The sequence below is a fragment of the Embleya sp. NPDC005575 genome, from assembly GCF_040605455.1.
GTDB lineage: Bacteria > Actinomycetota > Actinomycetes > Streptomycetales > Streptomycetaceae > Embleya.
The window spans coordinates 1-20,266 of sequence record NZ_JBEXCV010000154.1; the positions used below are offsets into that span (position 1 = coordinate 1).

19 protein-coding genes and 1 riboswitch are annotated in these 20,266 nt (G+C 70.1%); of the genes, 7 read left to right on the top strand and 12 right to left on the bottom strand.

Annotated elements, in window-relative coordinates; genetic code table 11:
• Positions 1 to 87 precede the first annotated feature (87 nt).
• Entirely contained in the window at positions 88 to 618 is a 531-nt protein-coding gene (locus tag ABZS54_RS34585) for a hypothetical protein (RefSeq protein WP_355545360.1), read from the top strand.
• A gap of 285 nt (positions 619 to 903) precedes the next feature.
• Here ABZS54_RS34585 and ABZS54_RS34590 read toward each other — a convergent pair whose 3' ends face one another.
• Both ABZS54_RS34590 and ABZS54_RS34595 read right to left on the bottom strand, forming a co-directional pair.
• The gene (locus ABZS54_RS34590; protein ID WP_355545363.1) at positions 904 to 1,512 is read right to left on the bottom strand and encodes a hypothetical protein; all 609 of its coding nucleotides are present in this window, start codon (positions 1,510 to 1,512) and stop codon (positions 904 to 906) included.
• Between the two features lie 156 nt (positions 1,513 to 1,668).
• Positions 1,669 to 2,586, bottom strand: coding sequence for an aldo/keto reductase (locus ABZS54_RS34595; protein ID WP_355545366.1), 918 nt, complete (start codon positions 2,584 to 2,586; stop codon positions 1,669 to 1,671).
• Positions 2,587 to 2,656: 70 nt separating this feature from the next.
• On the opposite strand from ABZS54_RS34595, the gene ABZS54_RS34600 reads away from it, so the two are divergent.
• Positions 2,657 to 3,646, top strand: coding sequence for a DUF5937 family protein (locus tag ABZS54_RS34600; RefSeq protein WP_355545369.1), 990 nt, complete (start codon positions 2,657 to 2,659; stop codon positions 3,644 to 3,646).
• Between the two features lie 216 nt (positions 3,647 to 3,862).
• Positions 3,863 to 3,925: riboswitch (guanidine-III (ykkC-III) riboswitch) on the top strand.
• A 14-nt stretch (positions 3,926 to 3,939) separates the two neighbouring features.
• A complete protein-coding gene (locus ABZS54_RS34605) occupies positions 3,940 to 4,254 on the top strand; it encodes a multidrug efflux SMR transporter (protein ID WP_355545372.1) in 315 nt (104 codons plus the stop codon).
• Between the two features lie 111 nt (positions 4,255 to 4,365).
• Here ABZS54_RS34605 and ABZS54_RS34610 read toward each other — a convergent pair whose 3' ends face one another.
• From ABZS54_RS34610 to ABZS54_RS34640, 7 genes are all read right to left on the bottom strand, one after another.
• On the bottom strand, positions 4,366 to 4,689 hold the full coding sequence (locus tag ABZS54_RS34610) for a putative quinol monooxygenase (RefSeq protein WP_355545375.1): 324 nt from the start codon (positions 4,687 to 4,689) through the stop codon (positions 4,366 to 4,368).
• 94 nt (positions 4,690 to 4,783) lie between these two features.
• The gene (locus ABZS54_RS34615) at positions 4,784 to 5,632 is read right to left on the bottom strand and encodes an SMP-30/gluconolactonase/LRE family protein (protein WP_355545378.1); all 849 of its coding nucleotides are present in this window, start codon (positions 5,630 to 5,632) and stop codon (positions 4,784 to 4,786) included.
• Positions 5,633 to 5,915: 283 nt separating this feature from the next.
• On the bottom strand, positions 5,916 to 6,164 hold the full coding sequence (locus ABZS54_RS34620; RefSeq protein ID WP_355545381.1) for a hypothetical protein: 249 nt from the start codon (positions 6,162 to 6,164) through the stop codon (positions 5,916 to 5,918).
• A 114-nt stretch (positions 6,165 to 6,278) separates the two neighbouring features.
• A complete protein-coding gene (locus tag ABZS54_RS34625; protein ID WP_355545384.1) occupies positions 6,279 to 6,977 on the bottom strand; it encodes a recombinase family protein in 699 nt (232 codons plus the stop codon).
• 259 nt (positions 6,978 to 7,236) lie between these two features.
• Positions 7,237 to 9,933 (bottom strand): beta-L-arabinofuranosidase domain-containing protein, encoded by a 2,697-nt coding sequence (locus tag ABZS54_RS34630; RefSeq protein WP_355545387.1) that lies wholly within the window; start codon positions 9,931 to 9,933, stop codon positions 7,237 to 7,239.
• Positions 9,934 to 10,025: 92 nt separating this feature from the next.
• Positions 10,026 to 10,760, bottom strand: coding sequence for a hypothetical protein (locus ABZS54_RS34635; protein WP_355545390.1), 735 nt, complete (start codon positions 10,758 to 10,760; stop codon positions 10,026 to 10,028).
• Positions 10,757 to 12,019: a hypothetical protein gene (locus ABZS54_RS34640; RefSeq protein ID WP_355545393.1), complete on the bottom strand. Its 1,263-nt coding sequence runs from the start codon at positions 12,017 to 12,019 to the stop codon at positions 10,757 to 10,759. The genes ABZS54_RS34635 and ABZS54_RS34640 overlap by 4 nt, the downstream gene beginning before the upstream one ends.
• 251 nt (positions 12,020 to 12,270) lie before the next feature.
• On the opposite strand from ABZS54_RS34640, the gene ABZS54_RS34645 reads away from it, so the two are divergent.
• From ABZS54_RS34645 to ABZS54_RS34655, 3 genes are all read left to right on the top strand, one after another.
• Positions 12,271 to 12,489 (top strand): hypothetical protein, encoded by a 219-nt coding sequence (locus ABZS54_RS34645; protein ID WP_355545396.1) that lies wholly within the window; start codon positions 12,271 to 12,273, stop codon positions 12,487 to 12,489.
• 345 nt (positions 12,490 to 12,834) lie between these two features.
• On the top strand, positions 12,835 to 14,478 hold the full coding sequence (locus ABZS54_RS34650; protein ID WP_355545399.1) for a GMC oxidoreductase: 1,644 nt from the start codon (positions 12,835 to 12,837) through the stop codon (positions 14,476 to 14,478).
• A gap of 86 nt (positions 14,479 to 14,564) precedes the next feature.
• A complete protein-coding gene (locus tag ABZS54_RS34655) occupies positions 14,565 to 14,876 on the top strand; it encodes an NIPSNAP family protein (protein WP_355545402.1) in 312 nt (103 codons plus the stop codon).
• 349 nt (positions 14,877 to 15,225) lie between these two features.
• Here the strand turns inward: ABZS54_RS34655 and ABZS54_RS34660 are convergent, their stop codons facing one another.
• The 3 genes from ABZS54_RS34660 to ABZS54_RS34670 all read right to left on the bottom strand — a co-directional run bounded on the left by ABZS54_RS34660 (position 15,226) and on the right by ABZS54_RS34670 (position 18,347).
• Positions 15,226 to 16,329, bottom strand: a complete 1,104-nt coding sequence (locus ABZS54_RS34660) for a glutamate--cysteine ligase (RefSeq protein ID WP_355545404.1) — start codon at positions 16,327 to 16,329, stop codon at positions 15,226 to 15,228.
• A gap of 222 nt (positions 16,330 to 16,551) precedes the next feature.
• The gene (locus ABZS54_RS34665; protein WP_355545406.1) at positions 16,552 to 16,773 is read right to left on the bottom strand and encodes a hypothetical protein; all 222 of its coding nucleotides are present in this window, start codon (positions 16,771 to 16,773) and stop codon (positions 16,552 to 16,554) included.
• Positions 16,774 to 17,432: 659 nt separating this feature from the next.
• Positions 17,433 to 18,347 (bottom strand): SigB/SigF/SigG family RNA polymerase sigma factor, encoded by a 915-nt coding sequence (locus ABZS54_RS34670; RefSeq protein ID WP_355545409.1) that lies wholly within the window; start codon positions 18,345 to 18,347, stop codon positions 17,433 to 17,435.
• A 237-nt stretch (positions 18,348 to 18,584) separates the two neighbouring features.
• Between ABZS54_RS34670 and ABZS54_RS34675 the strand changes: the two genes are divergently transcribed.
• Positions 18,585 to 20,246, top strand: a complete 1,662-nt coding sequence (locus tag ABZS54_RS34675; protein WP_355545412.1) for a hydrogenase maturation protein — start codon at positions 18,585 to 18,587, stop codon at positions 20,244 to 20,246.
• Positions 20,247 to 20,266 lie beyond the last annotated feature (20 nt).

The following is a 20,266-nucleotide window of genomic DNA, read 5'->3' on the forward strand; positions in this document are numbered from 1 at the left end:
GGCCCGGTCGAACGGGCCCCGGGCACCCCCGGCCTGCGGCCACCGGGCCCGACTCCCGGCCGAGGCCGGCGCGTACGCTGAGCCGCCATGAGCCCCGAAGCCGACGAACGCGGACAGGCGTTGCGCCGCGAGATGCACGCAACCGGGTCGGCGCGGCGCAACGCTCTCGCGCTGATGTCCGCCTGCTGCCTGATCCTCATACCCTGGACCGGCTACCTGCTCGTCAGCCTGCCGATGCACTACGAGGCACGCCGTTGGCGGGACGCGTGGGCGGGCTTCGACGTGGGTTTGCTCGTCGCACTGACCTGCACCGCGTACTTCGGGTGGCGACGCCGCCAGGCACTGATCCCCGCCGCCCTGATCACCGCGACCCTGCTGGTCTGCGACGCGTGGTTCGACGTGATGCTCGCGTGGGGCACGCCCGACCTGTGGTTGAGCATCGCCTCCGCCGCGCTGTGCGAACTGCCGCTCGCCGTGTTCCTGGCCACCCGCGCGCGCCGACTGCTCCGCTACACGTTGCGGGCGCACTGGTACGAACTCGGCCTGCCGGGCGAGCCGCCTCCGCTGTGCCGATTGCCGCTGCTCGGACTGCCGGACCCGCACGACCGGCGCGAGTAGCGCCGGCCCGCCCCGGGGCCGGTCGGCCGCGCGGGTCCGCCGGTTCCGCCGGGAAATCCGTGTCGAGACTCGACCCGCGCCACGCGTCGAAGCCGCTGCGCAGCGGCGACCGCGACCCGGTCGCCGAGTTCCGGTGCCGAGCGCAACCTGCTCAGGTTGATCCTCCTCGATCCGCACGGCCGGGCGTTCCACCCCGATGGGGAAAGGCGGCGCGCAACACCGTCGCGTCGCTGCGCTCGGCCCACCCCTCGATGACGCCGCCGCGTTCCGACCCGGATTCGCCGCTCACCCGTGGGCGGCGACGCATTCCCCCACCGGGTCGAACAGCAACTTCCAGTTGCCGGGCACGCGCCGCACCGAGGAGGCGAGATGGAACCGGACCACCGTCCACTCGTCCGGCCGCGCCGGCACGCCGTGGGCCCGGACGGCCGCCAGGCCGTGGTCCAGGGCCTCGACCTGGTCGTCCTCGTCGAACCCCAGTCGCGTGTAGGCCCGTTCCACCTCGGCCGGCTTCGACAACGACTCGTCCCATCCGGCGACCGCGTCGAGCAGGTAGAGCAAATGGCATCCGGGTGTCGGTAGTTCCGCACGCAGTCGGGCCGTGTCGAACTCCCGGTCCGCGTTCTCCGCCACCAGGTCCGAATCACGCACCGCCCAGGCGACCAGGTCCGCCCAATAGTCCGGTTCGTGCCGTCCGTGGGTCTGCAGGATGTGCTCGCTCGCGAACGCCGCCATCGTGTCCGGGTCGTCGATCAACGGCGAGACGACCATGTCGCTCCGGCCGTCGAAGCCGAAGAAGTAGCGGTGTCCATCGAGAACGAGCGACTCGATGCCGGCCACGTGGCCGATCCGTCCGGGCAACGGGTCGACGTGCTTGGCGGGGTCCGGGTTCATGCCGACGACGGTAGCGAGGACCACCGACGCCGTCACCCCCGGCCTCGCTTGCCGCTTCCGGTCCCGCTTGTGTTTCCGGCTCCGGTTCCGGTTCCGCCTCGGACTGCGCCGTCGCCTCGGTGGGCGCGAGTCGGCACACCCGCCTCGACCCGTCGGCTACACGCCCACGCCGCGCCGGTGCAGGTCGCCCAGGAGGGTGAGGTCGGCCACGGTCAGGCGCAGCGCGCCTGCGGCCACGTTGGCGACCAGGTGGTCCGGATTGCCGGTGCCGGGGATGGCCAACACATGCGGCCCCTGGTGCAGGGTCCAGGCCACCCGCACCTGCGCCGCGCTCGCGCCGTGGGCGCGCGCCACTTCGAGGACCTCCGGCGCGTCGGCGCCGACGGCTCCCACCTGGCGACCGGTCCCGGCGATCGCGTAGAACGGCACGAACGCGACGCCCTGTTCGCCGCAGGATCGCACGAACTCGTCCTGATCGGCCCGGATCCCGATGCCGTACTGGTTCTGCACGCAGACCACCGGCGCGATGGCCCGCGCCTCGGCGAGTTGGTCCGGGTGGATGTTGGAGACGCCCAGGTGTCGGATCAGGCCGGCTTCGCGCAGTTCGGCCAACGCGCCGAAGCGCTCGGCGATCGAGTCGGTGCCCAGGACCCGCAGGTTCACCACGTCGAGGTGGTCGCGGCCGAGCTGGCGCAGGTTCTCCTCGACCTGGCCGCGCAGTTGCGTCGGCGTGAGCGCGTGCGGTGCCCAGTGGCCCGCCGGGTCCCGGCTCGGTCCGACCTTGGTAGTGATCACCAGGTCGTCCGGGTAGGGCGCGAGCGCCCGATTGATCAGTTCGTTGGCGGAACGCAGCGGAGAGAAGTAGAAGGCGGCGGTGTCGATGTGGTTCACCCCGAGGTCGACCGCGCGGCGCAGCACACCGATCGCCCGGTCCCGATCGCTGGGCACCGCGTCGGCGGCGAGTGCCTCGCCGTCCTGGGTCAGGCGCATCGCGCCGAATCCGATCCGGTTGATCGTCAGGTCGCCGAGCGTCCAGGTGCCCGATGCCGCTGCGGTGATCGTCTGTGAAGTCATGTCCGCATGATTGCGACGGAGTACGCTGATGGCCATTGATTAAGGTATATGCGAATCCTCAGGGGTGGCGGTGTCGGCGGAGCTGGCTTTCTCGGCGGAGGATCTGGCCCGGACGCGGTTCGCCGTCTCGCCGATGTGGGAGGTCGGCCCGAGCCTTCGGCTGCTCGGTTCCGGCGCCGCCCATCCGGTGCACCGGCCCTGGATCGAGCAGGTCCGCCCCCGGATCGTGGCCGCCGGGCTGGACCGAGGCCGACTCGCCGAACTGATCCCGCCGTCGGGCTATGTTCCCGACTTCCTCAACCCGACGCCCCCGGGGCCGGCTCCCACCCTGGCGGCGGAGCTGGCCGAAATAGTGGCCGCTCCGGTCGCCGCGGTGCGTCGCGATCTGGACCGACTGCGGCACGAGCGGGGCCGGCTGGGCCCCAGGTCCGAGGCGCTGTACGCCGACCCGCGCGCTCGGTTGGCCCGGGTCGCGGAGGAGATCGAGGCATATTGGGAGCTGGCGCTCGCTCCGTACTGGGCGCGGATCCGGGCGGTGCTCGACGCCGATGTCTTCCACCGGGCCCGGCAGGTCGCCGAGCACGGCGCGGGTAGGGTCCTCAACGAGCTTCATCCGTCGGTCAGTTGGCACGACGACGCGTTGCGGCTGGCCCGCCGGGAGCGGGCGCTGTCCCGGCGGACGGCGGGCGTGGGCCTGCTGCTGATCCCGTCGGTGTTCACCGGGCCGGACCCGTTCACCCGGGTGACCCCTCCCGAGCCGCCGCAACTGGCCTACCCGGCCCGGGGCATCGGCGCGTTGTGGACCCCGCGCCCGATCACCGGGAGCGCGGCCCTGGCCGCCGTCCTGGGCCGTTCGCGAACGCTGCTGCTGACCGAACTGCACACCCCTGCGTCGACCACCGAGCTGGCCCACCGGACCGGTCTCTCCCCGGCCGGGGTGTCCCAACAACTGACCGCCCTGCGCGACGCGGGCCTGGTCACCGCCCACCGCGCCGGCCGCACAGTCCTGTACGCCCGCACCTCGGTCGCCGAATCCTTGCTCACCACGACGTCCCGGTAACCGCCGACGCCCCCGCGTCGGCACCGAGCGGCCACCGAGCGTGTCCGCTCTCGTCCGTGTCGCCGCGAGGCCGGAGTGCGATGGCGACCGCGCTGGAAGCCCTCCTCGCGGACCGCCGACCGGCGCATATGGTGACGCGCGCCACCGGAGTCGGCCGCCCGGAAGGTGGACGAAGCACAGATTTTGTGCGCCGGTACGGGCGTGCGAGAGTGGTTCACGGAGCCCGAACAGGCTCCCGGACGAGGCACGCCGTACCCGGTTCAGACAAGACGGTGTCAGGGAGCGTGCCTGTCATGGCTTGGATCGTCCTGCTCATCTCCGGTGTCCTGGAAGCCGTCTGGGCAACGGCACTCGGCAAATCCGCCGGCTTCACCAAGCTCGTGCCGACCGTCGTATTCGGGGTCGGCCTGGCCGCGAGCATGGCGGGTTTGGCGTACGCCCTGCGCACCCTGCCGATCGGCACCGGCTACGCGGTGTGGGTGGGCATCGGCGCCGTATTGACCGTCACCTACGCGATGATCTTCGACGGCGAGGCATTCTCCGTCGTCAAGGTGCTGTTGCTGGCCGGCATCGTCGGCAGCGTGGTCGGCCTGAAGGTCCTGCACTAGACAGTGCACGCGCCGTCGCCACCGCGCGGCCACCGGGCCGGCGGTCGAGCCTCGCTCCGGCGAGCGTCGACCGCCCGGCCCGGTGTCCGGTTTCGATCCCGCCCGGCCCGGTCAGTCGATCTGCAACTCACCCATCGCACTCCACCCGTTCGCGTCCGGGATCACCGTGCTCACGATCTCCGGCGTGTGCCGGACCAGCGGACGGAACCGCTCCAGAGCCGCCTTGAAGTGGTCGGAGTTCACGTGCGCCGCCGCCGCGTCGTCCCGGAACGCCTCGACCAGCACATAGGTGTTCGGGTCCTCGATGCTGCGCGACCACTCGAACCACAGGTTGCCCGGTTCACCCCGGGTCGCCTCGGTGAACGCCGCAACGTGCTCGGGCCATTTCTCGGCGTGCTCGGGCTTCACCGGAAACTTCACCACGATGAAAATCATTGGGTAACTCTAGGTCATCACAGCAACCCGCAGGGGCGTACCCGACCGGGAACCGAGGGTCGCGTCCGCAGCACCCGTGCGGACTCGCCGGCGCTCATCCGCCGGCTGCCGGCACCGACACCGGGACCGCGACGAGTCGACCGGTACGCGGGCCGCCTGTCGGGTCGTCCATGCCGCGCCATTCGGTGGCGACGACGAACAACGTCCGGCCGTCGGCGCCGCCCAGCGCGCACGAGAAGCAGCCCCGATCGAACTCGACCGTGCGCAGCACCTCGCCGCCCTCCCGAACGCGCACACAACGCTTGTTGGGCACGTCCGCGTACCAGACGGCGCCCTCGGCATCGAGGCAGATCCCGTCCGGGACCCCGTCGCCGAGGTCCGCCCACACCCGACGCCGCGACAACCCGCCGTCGGGCGCGATGTCGAAGGCGGTGAGCCGGTGGCCGTACGACTCGGCGACGATCAGCGTCGCGCCGTCCGACGTCACCGCCATGCCGTTGGGGAAGACGATGTCCTCGGCCACCCGGCGGGCCGAGCCGTCCGCGCCGATCAGCGCGACGAACCCGGGCCGGAACGGCTCGCCCGCCGCCATGTCGAACCCGATCGCGTTGACGTACACGTGGCCGCGCCGGTGCACCACGATCTCGTTGAAGCCGGTCCCCAGGGCGCGCAGATCCGCGTGACCGGCCAACGAACCGTCCGCTTCGAGGCTCACCACCCGCGCCTCGGTGGACGAGACGATCAGCAGGCGCCCGTCCGGCAACCAGTCGATGCACATCGCCATCGACGGAAACGGCACCCCCACCACGACCTCACCGACGCCGTCGGGCCCGACCGCGACGATCTCCCGGGCACCCCAGTCGCAGAACCACACCCGATCCCGATGCCACCGCACCGACTCGCCGAAGACGATGTTCTCCCGCAGGACGGTCCATTCGGACATGAGCCATGACTCCTTCGTCGACCCCGAGGCGGGCCACCGGCGACGTCGACGGCGGATCCCTGCCCTCGTGGGGTAGACCCGGGCTTTACCCGAAAACTCATCGCGGGCAGACCCCGGCCCCACGCCAGCGACGCGACACACGGCCCGCAGGCCCCGGCCCATCATGGCGCGCCCGTAGCCGACCGCCCGAGAACCCCGGTCCGAAGCCGGATCGCGCCCGGCGTCCCGGCGGCGGTCGGGCCAGGCGCTTTCGGCGAAGATGTACTCGGTGCCGCCCGGGGTCTCAGCCGCCGTCCACCGCGTACCGGACCGCCGTGTCCGCGGGCAGCACACCGCCTCCCGGCAGTTCCGCACTGGCCGGCGACACCGTGCCGTACTCCGGCAACCGCACCGGCTCCGCGCCCGGGTTCACCGCGCACACCGGCGACTCGCCGCGGCCGAAGACCAACGTCCCCGCCGGCGCGTCGAGCCGCCGCAGTCCGGCACCGTCACCGTGGCGGGCGGCGAGTGGTTCTACCGCCCGTCCAGGCACCGGTTGGCCGGCTACCGGGCGGCGATGAGGGCCACGTTCGGCGGCTGGGACGACACGTTGTAGGGGTCCCGGTAGTACTCGCCGAAAAAACAACGCTACGGGCTAAGCCGCAGGTCAGCGCGCGGGTTCCATCGCGGTTGTGCGCTCGTCGTGTTCGCGCAGCATGCGCATGACGGTGGCGGGCGACGGGTGCCGGCCCTTCTTCTTGCCCGTCGTGATGACGAGCCGGGCAGCGATGTCACGCAGGCTCATCTCCTGCCCTCGTAGGCGGAGAGCCATGGAAAGCATGGCGTCGTCGGCGACGCCGGCCCCGCCGATGGTCTTGCCTCGCTTGCGGGCAGACTCGTGGCCTTCCAGGGTGCGGTCGCGGATGTACTCGCGTTCCATACCGGACAGCGCGGCCAGCACGGTGAACACCACGCCCGATGGGTCGTGCGAGCCCTTCAGTTCCCCGGTCAGGAACTCCAGGCCGACATCGCCGGCCTTCAGCTCTTCGGCCGGCGTCGCCACTTCGATGCCGCGGCCGAGTCGCTTGTGTTCGTGGACGACGAGGGTGACTCGGACGCCGGAGGCGCGCAGTTCGCCGGCGAGCTTGACGGCCTTGTCCAGCTCGGGCCGACGGGTGGCGCGGGTGGAGATCTTCTCGGAGAAGATCCGGGTTACCCCCGCCTCAGTCAGCGAGTGGAGCTGGGAGTCCAGGGACTGGCGGACCGTGGACGCGCGGGCGTACCCGAGGCGTAGGTGACCGACCAGTTCGGTGCCGGCACCCGCGGGCCGGGGCAGCTCGGTCCAGACCGAGCCGGGCTTGCGCACGGCGGGGGTCGGTACGTTCAGGGCCCTTGCGGTTGGGGCACGAGGCGGAAGCGGGCGGTGTGGTACTGGATGGCCACCTTGCCCTTGCCAGTTCGGCATGGCGAGCCCGCCGGGGCGGCGCAGGTGGACATCGGGCAGGCGTGCGATTCCTATGAAACAGCGCCCCGATCGTGGTGTCACGGCGTCGTGACACGGTGGGGACCGCCGTTGACGCGCTGGGACAGGTCGCAGTACGAGTGGTGCGGCGTTGAACTTGTGGTCAATTCTCGCCTGGCAACCAGGAGATGTATCGGCTGTCCTCACCCCAGGTCAGATCGATGTTCCACTCCACCAGCAGATGTGTGATGGCCGGGTCGGGCAGGAACTCACCCTTCCAGGTCATGCGCCCATCCGGGTTCTTCCCGAGGGCGAATCTCGTCGTAGGCCTTCGCAGGGGATCGAGGAACACGAGGTGGTCCCCTTCCGTGATCCAGAAGGTCTCGTTCGGGTGGTCGGATTCGATGCTGCCGTCGACGTGCAGCAGGATGCTGATGGGAAAGACATGCGGTCGGTGGAACTGCCAGACCTTGCCGGTGACACCGCGGTCGAGTTGGCGTAGCTGATGTGTGACACCAGCGTCGGAGAGGAACGGCCCCGAATGGTCGACTCGACCGAACTGTGAATTGGTTTTGGTGAAACGCGTCGTCACGCGGCCGTCGCCGTCACGAAAGACGAGCGTGCCATCCTCCTGCGCCCACGAGCGCTCGTTGGGATGTGAATGGCCTTCGACGGAGCCCCCGGCACGGAGTCGCAGGAGGCTGGTGATGATCGACCCGTCCGTTCGGGCGAACTGGAACCACTTCCCTTCCACGCCCAGGTCGACTTCGCGGAGTTCGTGGACGACGCGCTCATCGAACTCGAAGCGGCCCCGAAGCACGATGCGCCCGTTCTCCCAGGTGTCCCACACGAAGCGGGTCGAGGCTCGCCCGTCACTAGTGAAGAAGGCCAGTGCGCCGTTCTCCCGGCGCCAGCGCGCCTCGTTGGGGTGCGCGTGTCCCTGAATGGTGCCATCGGCGAGTAGCCGGATCCGTTGCGCGATGACCGAACCGTCGTTTCGGCCGAACTGGAACACCCGGCCCTCGACGTCTGGGCCGCCGGCAACCGTGCCCGGCATCCCGGCGCTCGCGAAGTCGCCCAGTTTGACTTCGCCGGTGTCGGTCCGGGCGCTCACGCGCACCATGCGCCTGTCCTCCGGCGCAGGGACGGACTGGTCGAGGGTGATCTGTGAGGTGGCGGCCATCGGCGGGAGGTGCTGGGCGTCGAAGCGGTCGTGGCGTTCGTCGTAGGCGAGCAGGATCGGTCCCCGGTACAGTGCGAGGCGCCCCTTGGCTCCCTTGCCGCTGTGTGGGTCGCAACCAGGTGGTGGGTCCGCGCCGATCAAGGCCCTGGAGCGCAGGTCCAACTCCAACACGATCGTGTCGCTCGAGCGCCAGGTCCGCTGGACAGTGTGGTAGCTGCCAGGGACGACCCCGGGGCGGGAGGCCCCGTTGACGGCGACCGTGGTCGTTGTCGACCAGGACGGTACCCGCAGTCTTACGGCGAAGGCCTCGTCCCGGGCCGGTGTCACGACCAGCTCGACTCTGCCGTGCACGGGGTAGCGGGTGCGCTGTTCGATGGTGACCTGGTTGCCCGTCGGCGTCAGGAGGGTGAAGCGCGAGGGACCGTAGAAGTTCACGACGATGCCGTCCGCGGCAGCCATCACCGCCCACTCGGAGAGCATGCCCAGCCCTCGGGGAGCATTCGTGGAACAGCAGCTCAGATACGAGGCACCGGGCCGGTCCTGGAAGCCCAGGTCATGGGGCGTGGGTCTGCGGGTGCCCTCGAAAGCGGGCGGCCGATGGAGTGGAGGAGGCAGCTCCATCGCATCCATGCCAGTGGTCGAGATGCCCCCCATGGGGGTGTTGTAGGTCCACCACCGTCCGTCGGGGCTCTGTGATCCCAGCGACGTGTTCCAGGTCGACAATTCCAGTTCGTCGGCCGGCTCGCAGGAGCCGGTCAGGCGGAGCATGTCGACGGTCAGCGCCATCCAGGCCACGGTGGCACACGTCTCGATCGGACGGGGATCGAAGGGGTTGCCTGTCGCCCGCTCTATTGCGGAGAACCCGCCGGTGCTGTGCCGGTCTGACGCGCGGATGCCCTGCCAGGCGTTGATGAAGGCCCGGCGGTACCGCTCCTCACCGGTGATCCGAAACAGCTCGCCCACTGCTTGCAGGCTGTGCAATCGCTCCCACCGGGCGGTCGGCCCGAGGGCGGCGAACAGACTGCCCGGCGTCTGGAACTTCGCCACGTAATCGCCGCCGTCCGGGACGCTCGCCCACGCCTGCTCAAACAGGCGTGCGAGGTTCAAATACCGTGACTCGCCTGTCTCTTGATGCAGAAGCGCAGCGACGTGGGAAAATGCGAGGTTCATCGCTGGATGGCGCAGTTTCGCGATCATTCCCGGGCCGCTGAGCCTTGTGGACAGGTGGTCAGCGGCCTTTCGGCAGGCGTCGAGGGCGCGGGCATCGCGGCGGTAGCGGAACCATTCATAGAGTCCGAGAACGCAGTGGTAGTGCCCCCAGACATCCCAGTTGTCGCCGAAGATCCGGTCATCTCCGTCGAACGGCCCCAGGTAGCCATCGGCGCCTTGATGTCGGGTCAAGCCCTGTACGACACCTGCGACAGCGGACTCGAGCTGCCCGTCGCGCGACATTCGCAGATCCTGAACCGCAGAGATGAGGTACTTGCCGACAAACTCCCCTGACCACGGCAGGTACGGTGAACCGGGCCGAGGATCGAGTGTGTGATCGAACATTGTCACCATCGCCGGATTGGCGATGGGGGCGACGAGGAGCCAATTGCGGCGATTGGCGAGGACGCGCGCCCCGATGACCGCATCGAAGGAGACCGATACAAGATTTGGTCGCTCGAACTCCATGGACTGCTCCTTGATCCGGTCTTGGCTCAGTTCGTCTCAGTCCGTCAGCGATCCACCGAACTTGAGCGGTATATAGCCCTCAGCGCCGCGGGTTATTGCCCTTCGATCGATGCACTTGAACTCGCGTTTGTGGTTACATCAACTGCCTTGACGCCGGCGCTGCTGATGTCACCACTCAGGTTGACTTTAATCAGAGCTTTGAACAGCCCACTTCCATCGGCTGCGACTGTTTGTTGACCTGTTTGGGTAGTGGTCGGTGAACCTCCGGCCCTGATCTGGAAATTGAGCTCTACAGGCTTAGCGGGTGTGAATCCACGGCCAGCGACCTCGATGAACCGACCTTCACCTGGCCGAGTGACTGGCCCCAATGTGATAAAGGGGCCAGGGCTACCGATCACGACGTAATTGAAGCTGTTTTCGGCACTGTGAGGGCCACCGTCAACCGGGCACTTTCCTTGGAAATGACCGAAGAACAGGCCCTGGCACTTCGGGCAGGAACGCCACTCGGACTGAGAATCTGGCGGCGGAGGAATATCGAAACGGAGAGCGTAGGCGAAGCTGCCGGTCTGCTCGTGTTGGCCTCCTGCCGGGCAGACTCCCTTGAAGTCATGAAACCCTGCAAAATGGAGGCCTTGGCACTTCGAGCAGGATGCCCAGCCGTGTTGAACATTGGCCTCTTCTGGTACGTCGAAGTCGATCTCATAGGCGAAGCTGCCGGTCTGCTCGTGTTGGCCTCCTGCCGGGCAGACTCCCTTGAATTCATGAAACCCTGCAAAATGGAGGCCTTGGCACTTCGAGCAGGATGCCCAGCCGTGTTGTCCAGTCATGTCGATAAGCCTTTCGTGTGGTGGGGCAAGAAGCATCGATTGTTAGTTAGGAGTTCGCCCCAGACTGATCTGGAAAAAGGAGTGATGGCGTCGAATGTAAATTTGGACCCTTTTTCACTGCGGCTGAGTTCTACCCCCGCCGCTAGGACCGCGCCCGCGTGCGCGGGGAAGTTCACCCGTTCGGGCATCCCGGACCGCCCAGCGCCGCTGACCGCAACGCGTGCCGGAGATCGTGCCTCTGCGCAGATCGCGTCGCGGGTCCGCCGGTCGACACCGGAGGCAAGCAACTCGGCGTTGATGCCCGAGTGATGCAGCGCCAGGAACTCCCCCACCTGTGCCGGGTCCGTGCTCAATCGGCCGGCGAGTTCCTCGACGCGGACGGTGCCCGTGCGCAGCAGCGGGCCGACGAGGCGGGCAGGCAACTTCTCACCGGCGGCCAGGAATTCACGGATCAGGCCGGTCGGGAGCGCCGCGACGACGCGGGCGGCCACCGACGGGGAGACCCGGCCCAGCAGGCCGAGCGGGGTCAGCACGGTCCACCGGGGCGCGGTCGGGCCGGCACCCACCCGGCTCCCCCGCCCGTCGGCGGACCCCGATCCGCGCGGTGCCGGCGGATCGCCGACCCACGACGCGTTCGAGGCGTCCATGCACAATCGACCGAATGTGTCCGGATGGCCCGGCGCCCGATCGATCAACCACCGCCAGGCGATCGGGTCGTCGCCGGGCAGCAGACCGGCCGCCTCGTCCAGCACCCGATCCACGGGCGCGTAGCGCGTGTCGGCGCACCCCGGCACCCAGCACGCCAGGGTGCGGACGGCCGCCCATCCGGGAGTGCCCTCCAGGGCCACCTGGCGCAGTGTCACCACCCGGCGGGCCAGGGCGGCTTCGAGCGCCGAGCAGGCCGTCGCCGAGGAGGGCACCACGACGAGGGCGAGTACGGCCGCACGCGGGCAGTCGTCGCGCGCGACCAACTCCGCGCACACGTCGTCGGCGAAGGGCTTTCGGCGATGGTCCCGCACGAGGGTGTCCCAGTCGACCGTGGCGAGCCGGGCCAAGGACGCCTCGTCCCGCCGCCCGGACCGCACGCGCCCGGCGGGGGCACCCCCTGCGCGGACCACCGGTGCCCGCGGATCGACGCCGAACAGCGCGTCGACGCGACCGAGCCGGGTACGCACCCGGCCCGCGAGCGTGTCGTCGGCATGCCCGAGCAGCAACTCCGCCGCGGACGCGACCGGGTCACCACCGTCCCCGTTCCCCATCCGCTCAACCCCATCGACCGATCATCGAACACGATCCGCGCGATCGACTCGCGACGGCTGCTCACCCAGGCCTCGACGCAGACCCTTCGGGTGATCCTGGACGGTGTACGGCGGCACTGCCAGTGCGCGGGCGATCTCTTTCGTGTCGTTGCCGCGGATCGCGCGCGGCCACCTCCTGCTCCCGGCCGGTCGGCCCGTTCGCGGCCGGATACCGCCTTCTGGTCACCGATCGCCGCTTCTCCGGAGCGGGGGTGGGTGCCGCCCTGATCGAGGACGCGCGCCACGAGGCGGTCCGCCGGGACGTCGATCCGGTCCGGGTCGACTCCTACGCGGGCGGCGACGGCGCGCTCGTCCGGCAATACCAGGCGCTGGGGTTCGCTCCCGTCACGACCTTCGTCGTGGAGAGGCCCGGACAGCCGCACTGGCCCGGCCAGTTGCTGGAGTGGCGGCCGAACTCCCGGCAGTCGTAACCGATCGGCAGCCCTATTCAACCGGCAGCCGTCATCGGCAGCCGCGCCACATCCGGTGAGCACAGCGCCCGCGCGGGGGACGAACCGGGTCTCCCCCGCGCTCGGCGCCACCCGGATCCGCATTCCCTCGGCCGGTAGACGCAGGCCCCGAGCCGACTCGTACGACCCCGAGTCCGGACAACGAGGCGAATGTTTCGAGGTCGCTCCGTGACTGCGTATCGACGCTCCGCGACCTGCGGGCAAGTCCCCTGCCCCAATAGCAAGTTACTCATGAGTATGCCGTGACTTGTCACGCATTCCCCCCTAGAACTTGTTCTCACTCCGTCCCAGAGTGAGGAACGTCACATGAGCGATTTCCCTATGCCCAGCAACGGTTCCAAGGGCTTCTCGCGCCGCACTTTCATAGCTGGAACAGGTTCCATCCTGGGCGTCGCGGCCGTAGCCGGCCGCGCCTCCGCAGCCCAACCTGCGGCGGCTCCCTCGGCCGCCTCGATTCCCGCCGGGGCGCACGTGCCGGCCCTGGTGATCGGCACCGGGTACGGCGGCTCCGTCGCCGCGTTGCGGCTGGCCCAGGCGGGTGTCGACGTACACATGATCGAGATGGGCATGTCCTGGGACACCCCCGGCCCGGACGGCAAGATCTTCGCCAACACCACCTCCCCCGACGCCCGTTCCTTCTGGCTCCGCACCAAGACGAAGCAGCCGCTGAGCAACTTCCTCGGCTTCCCGATCGACCGGGACATCCCCAAGTACACCGGCATCCTGGACGCCGAGGAGTTCGCCGGCATCACCGTCTACCAGGGCCGAGGCGTCGGCGGCGGCTCGCTCGTCAACGGCGGCATGGCGGTCACTCCCAAGCGGGAGAACTTCGGCGCCATCCTTCCCTCGGTCAACGTCGACGAGATGTACAACACCTACTACCCGCGCGCCAACGCCGGGCTCGGGGCGGCCACCATCGACCCGGCCTGGTTCGAGAACACCGACTGCTACCAATACGCCCGGGTCGGCCGCAAGCACGCCCAGCGCTCCGGCTTCCCGTTCGTCTTCGTGCCCACCGTGTACGACTGGGACTACATGAAGCAGGAGGCCGCCGGCGCCGTCCCCAAGTCCGCACTGGCCGGCGAGATCCTCTACGGCAACAACTACGGCAAGAAGTCGCTCCAGAAGACCTACCTCGCCCGGATCAAGGAGACCGGCCGGGTCACCATCTCCGCGCTGCACAAGGTCACTTCGGTCTCCCCCGCGGCCGGCGGCGGTTACACCGTGACGATCGATCAACTCGACACCACCGGCGCCACCACGCTGACCAAGACGGTCACCGCGGACAAGGTCTTCTTCGCTGCGGGCAGCGTCGGCACCAGCAAACTGCTGGTCCGGCTCAAGGCCACCGGCGCACTGCCCAACCTCAACGCCGAGATCGGACAGGGCTGGGGCGACAACGGCAACGTGATGTGCGGGCGCGCCAACCACATGTGGGATTCCACCGGTTCCCTCCAGGCGTCCATTCCCACCGGCGGCATCGACAACTGGAATGCCGGCGGCGCGTTCGCCGAAGTCGCCCCGCTGCCCACCGGCATCGAGACCTACGCCTCGTTCTACCTGTCGATCACCAAGAACCCCAACCGCGCCCGGTTCTCCTGGAACGCCGCGACCGGCAAGGTCGAGCTGGACTGGCAGGCCGCCTGGAAGCAGCCGTCGATCGACATGGCCAAGACCATCTTCGACAAGATCAACGCGAAGGAGGGGACGATCTATCGAACCGACCTCTTCGGCGCCTACAAGATCTGGGGCGACCACCTCACCTACCACCCGCTCGGCGGCGCGGTATTGACCAAGGCCACCGACAACTACGGCCGCCTGTACGGCTATTCCGGCCTGTATGTGATCGACGGCGCGCTGATCCCGGGCAACACCAGCGTCAACCCGTTCGTCACCATCACCGCCCTCGCCGAACGCAACATCGAGAAGATCATCGCCACCGACCTGTGACACCGCCCGGGTCGCCGACCCCGCACCGGGTCGGCGACCCACGGGCCGTACTCACGACGCGAGCCGCCGCCCTGCATCATGTGGGCGTGATCACCATTCATCTGAAGTACGAGATCGACGCCGACAAGCTGGCCGACTTCGAGGAGTACGGTCGCCGCTGGGTCGGTCTGGTCAACCGGTTCGGCGGCACGCACCACGGCTACTTCCTGCCCAGCGAGGGCGACAGCGACATCGCCTACGCGCTCTTCTCCTTCCCGAGCTTCGCCACGTACGAGCAGTACCGCATCGACAGCGCCACCGACCCCGACTGCCAGGCGGCCATCCGACTGGCCCGCGACACCGGCTGCATCAAGCGCTACGAACGCCGCTTCCTCCGCCCCCTCGACGACGGCTCCTGAACCCACCGGGCCCCGGCCCCGGTCGACACCATCCACCGTCGCCCGTCGACGAGTTCACGTGCCGCACCACGGACCGGGGTCCGCCGGCCACACAGCAGCCGAAAGGCCCGGCGTACGGAACACCCGCTGCTCGGCGTCGACCGCGAAGACCTCCCAGCCGTCGCGGGCGGCGGCCCCACGCGACGCCGTCGGCGCCCGCCTCGGCCGCCACCGCGCGCGGGTCCCGAGCAGAGCCAATGCCCGATATATCACCCGAATGCCGTACGCACGACGCCGTCGCCCGGGCGCCGTCCCTTTCCACGCGCAGGGTCCACCGCAGCGCCGACACGGAACACGTCGCTTGTCGCGATCACCCGTGGGTGGACATCGACTCGGACACCAGCAGGCGCAGCAGCGCGTCCCGGCCGCCGCGCCGAAACGTCTCCCGCTGCCGATCGGCCCCCGTCCCCTCCCGCAGCAGACGGTGCACCAGCGCGTCGATCTGCCGGGCGTCCCCGGTGTCCGCCAGCACCGGGGCGACGTAGTCCATCAGCCGGCCCACCAGCTCACCGGCCTTGAGCCGGCGCGGCGCGTGCGGGTCGATCAGCACGTCGGTCAGGCCGTGCCGCGCGGCGTGCCACTCGGCCGCCGCGACGAACTCGGGGGCGGGTCGGGGCACGGGCTGACCGGCCGTCGCGTCCCGCAGCACGGTGGTGACCAGGGCCCGGACGAGTCCGGCGAGCATCACCGCGTCCTCGACCCGCAGTTGCACGTCCATGGCCCGGATCTCGACGGTGGGATAGCGGTCGGAGAGCCGGATCTGCCAGTAGACCCTGGCCCGGTCGCGCAAAATGCCGGCGGTCAGCAGTTCCTCGATCCGACGGTCGTAGTCGGCCGCGTCGACGAAGTCGGGCGGCACCCCACTGATCGACCAGCGGCCGTACACGAGAGTGCGCCAACTCGCGAAGCCGGTGTCGCCGCCCTCCCACATCGGCGAGTTCGCGGCCATCGCCACCAGCAGGGGCAGCCAGGGGCGCAGCCGATTGACCACGATCACGCCCGCGTCCCGGTCGGGGACGGCGACGTGTACGTGCATCCCGTTGATGAACATCTCCTCGACCAGGCGGGGGGCGTCCGAGTACAGCGCGTGGTAGCGCACCTGGTCGGTGAGTGCGATCGGGGCGTCGGCGCCGAAGGGTGCGGTACCGGAAGCGACGATTCGGCATCCTTCCTGTTCGGCCGCCGCGGCCACCGAGTGGCGCAGCCGCAACAGGTGCCCGCCGACCTCGTCGAGGGTCGCGCACACCGGTGTCGCCACCTCGACCTGCACCTGCAACAACTCGGACTGGATCTCGCCGCCGGACACCGCCGGCTGCAGGTCCGCCGCCGCGCGGACCGCCTCGGCGACGGGCATCGGGCGGCCGTCGGTGGGATCCAGGAGCAGGTACTCCTCCTCGACCCCGAACGTGATCACGCCCGGCCACCGACCGTGGCGCCCGCGACGAACGCGGATCCGCGGCCTGTCGAACGGAGTACGGGGGCCGTCGCGTGCCCCACAATCGCACGCACCATCGTGCACTCCCTGGAACCTTGTCCATCGGCGAGGCGCCCGCCCCGGCACACCGCCGGCCCGAGAACCTTCGGCCCGCATGCCGAGGGGCGCCGCGGCGCGGCGCCCCTCGGGCGGGTTCAAGGGTCAGACCGGCGTCTCCTCGTCCGCACGGTCGTCGGACCTGTCGACCGGGTGCATCGTCCGCTCGACCTCGCTCATACACGGGACACAGAACGTCTCCCGTCGACGGGTGCCGTCCACATCCCGTCCGGCCGGCAGAGTCACGCCGCACATCGCGACGTCCTCGCTTTCCATCGCGTGCCACACCACGCTCTGTGCGTCCTGGACCGCTCTCATCACGTGCATGTCCGCTCCCGTGTCGTGAGATCCATCGACCTCACCATGTAAGCCGTTGCCGGCTCACCCTGCACTCCCAGGGGCTCCCGCTCCCCGGGCGATCCGGGGTCCGTGGGCGCCCAAGCAGGGAGAATCCCCGGTCGAGCCTCTGGGCCGCGCGGGTGACGTCGGGGGGCGAACCGTGCTCGCGTGCGGCGATCCGAGCACGCGGCCCGGCGCGGCTTCGGCCGCCGGGCCAGGGCCGGGGGCCGGCCGGCCGGATGGGCGATGCGGCCTCCGAACCCACTCGCGGCGACCGACCCGTCGGTCGGTCCGTCCGGGGGCCCGGGCCCGGCGACGCGGGACACGTATCGATGTGACCGTCGGGCGCGAAGGATTCACCGTGAGTGGTCGCACGTTCCGGGGTCGGTGCAATTTCGTACCGGTCGTGACAGTCCGCGACCCGACCGCGGCCGGCGGCCGGTCGACCCGGTGAAACTCCGGGGCCGACGGTGAGGGTCCGAATGGACGGCAGCGTGCGGCCACCGTCGACTCCTGCGGTCGGGCGCCGCCCGAACTCGCGATCGACCCTGGCCTGACCAACTCCCGGCCGGGCACGGCGTGTTCGCGTCCCGGCCGGGCCCGGCGGCGTGCGCCGGGTTGCCTGCGGTGACCTCGAATCGCGCCGGTCAGTCGGCGAGCAGGCCGGTGCGCAGGCCGGCCAGGGTGCGACCGAGCAGCCGGGAGACGTGCATCTGGGAGATTCCGAGCCGTTCGGCGATCTGCGACTGGGTCAGTTCCCGGCCGAAGCGCAGCGTCAGGATGGTCCGCTCCCGTTCCGGGAGGGCGGCGATCAGCGGCTTGAGCGCGTGCAGTTCCTCGACCCGGGCGAAGCCGGGATCGACGAACGAGGCCCGCGCCGCATGCGCTTGGAGGGGCCCGTCGTCGGCGGCGGGGGCGTCCAGCGAGTCGGCGGTGTAGCCGGCCGCCGCGGTCAGGCCCTCGGTCACCCGGGCGACATCCAGGTCCAGGCGCGCGGCGAGGTCGGCCACGGTGGGTTCGTGATCGTGCTCGGCGGTGAACGCGTCCCGGGCCTCGGCCAGTTGCAGGCGCAGTTCCTGAAGTCGGCGCGGGACGTGCACAGCCCAGGTGTTGTCCCGGAAGAAGCGCTTGATCTCACCCGAGATGGTGGGCACCGCGAAGGTGGGGAACTCGTACCCGAACGCCGGGTCGAAGCGGTCGATCGCCTTGATCAGGCCGATCGTGCCGACCTGGACGATCTCCTGCATGTCCTCCCGGCGCGAGCCATGGCGGGCCGCCACGAAGCGCACCAGCGGGAGGTTCAGTTCGATCAGGGTATTGCGCACGTACTGGCGTTCGGGCGTGCCCTCCTCCAGCGCCTTCAGGCGATCGAAGAGCACCCTGGACATCGCCCGCGCGTCGCTCGCGGTCGGCGGTCCGGCGTCGTCGGTGACGGACGGTTCGAACCGGTCGAACACGGCGGTACCGGCGGGCGATTCGCTCGTGGCGGGCACTGCGACACCGGCGGTCTCCTCGACGAGAGGGGTGCCGGCCGGGGAGTCGGTCGCGATCCCAACGGTCATGTCACGTCCTTCCGGTGCGTCTCGCGTGGCGGGTGTCGACGTCGCACCCGATTCATGCACCATACACACGTTCCGTCGGGGGGCGACGCCCGGGCGACGCCGCGATCGTGCCTGCGCCGTTCGGCCGAGCGGGTGACCTGTCGGTGAGTCTCGGCGGAATCGGGCGACCCGCGGGGCAGGATCGAGTCCGACCGGGTCCCGTGCCTCGCGTTCGGGACGCGCGGCCGGGAGGTGTCGATGCGGATCCTGCTCGTCGCGAGCGCGTTCAACAGCCTGACCCAGCGGGTGTTCGCCGAGCTCGGGGAACACGGCCACACCGTCAACGTGTGCCTGGTCGGCGGCCACGACGACGACGTGCTGCGTGCGGCGGTGCGGCGGGACGCGCCCGAGCTGATCCTGGCCCCGATGCTCAAGAGCGCCATCCCCCGCGACGTCTGGTCGGCCCATCCGTGCCTGATCGTGCACCCCGGGCCGGCCGGCGACCGCGGACCGGCCGCGCTGGACTGGGCGATCCACGAGGGCGCCACACGCTGGGGCGTGACCGTGCTGCGCGCCGACGAGGTACTGGACGGCGGCGACGTATGGGCGGGCGCCGACTGCCCGGTGCCCGAGATCGGCAAGAGCGACCTGTACCGCAACGAGGTCTCCGACGCCGCGCTCGAAGCCGTCCTGCTCGCGGTGACCCGCTTCGCGTCGGGGACGTACGCGCCGACCCCGCAGCACGGACCGCAGTGGCGGGTCCCCGACCACACTCGGCCGGCGCACCGCCAACACCTGCGCCGCATCGACTGGGCAAACGACCCGACCGACACCGTCCTGCGCAAGCTGCGCGCGGCCGACTCGCGGCCCGGGGTGCTGGACGAGTTCGCGGGCGGCGAGTGGTACCTGCACGGCGGCCATGCCGAGGACGAGTTGCGCGGGGCGCCCGGCGAGGTGCTGGCCGGCCGCGCCGGCGCGCTGTGCCGGGCGACGACGGACGGCGCGGTGTGGATCCCCGAGCTGCGGGCGCGGGGCCCGGCCCAGGTCAAACTGCCCGCCCGCCTCGCACTCGGCGACCGACTGCGCGGCGTCCCCGAAGTGCCCGCTCCGCTGCACCTGCCCGAGGGCCGACGCACCTGGAGCGACATCCGCTACCGCGAGGACGGTCCGGTCGGGTTCCTGCGCTTCTCCTTCCCGAGCGGCGCCATGGACACCACCCACTGCCGGCGGCTGCTCGACGCCTACCGCCGGGCCTGCTCCCGTCCCACCTCGGTCCTGGTCCTGGGCGGCGGCCGGGATTTCTTCTCCAACGGCATCCACCTGGGTGTGATCGAGGCCGCCGCCGACCCCGGTCGCGAGTCCTGGGCCAACATCGAGGCGATGGACGATCTGGTCGAGGCGGTCCTGACCACCACCGACCGCGTGGTCGTCGCCGCCGTCGGCGGCAACGCGGCGGCCGGCGGCGCGCTGTTGGCGATGGCGGCCGACGAACTCTGGTGCCGACACGGCTCGATTCTCAACCCGCACTACCGGTTGATGGGCCTGTACGGCTCGGAGTACTGGACCTACACGCTGCCGCGCCGGGTCGGCGACGCCGTGGCCGAGCGGCTCACCCGGCAGGCCCTGCCGGTGACCGCCGCCGGTGCCCAGCGCCTGGGCTTGGTGGATCGCGTACTGCCCGCCACGCCCGAGGAGTTCGGGCCCGAGGTGGCCCGCCTCGCGCGCCGGATGGCGGCCGGGTCGGGCGCGCAGGCTCGGATCGCGGCGAAGAAGTCCGCCCGCGAGCGGGACGAGGCGGCCAAGCCGCTGTCCGCGTATCGCGCCGAGGAACTGGCCCGGATGCGCCGCACGTTCCTCGATCCAAACGCCCCCTACCACGCGCTGCGCTCGGCCTTCGTCCGCAAGCTGCCGAGGAAATGAATCGCGTCATCATTCGGGTT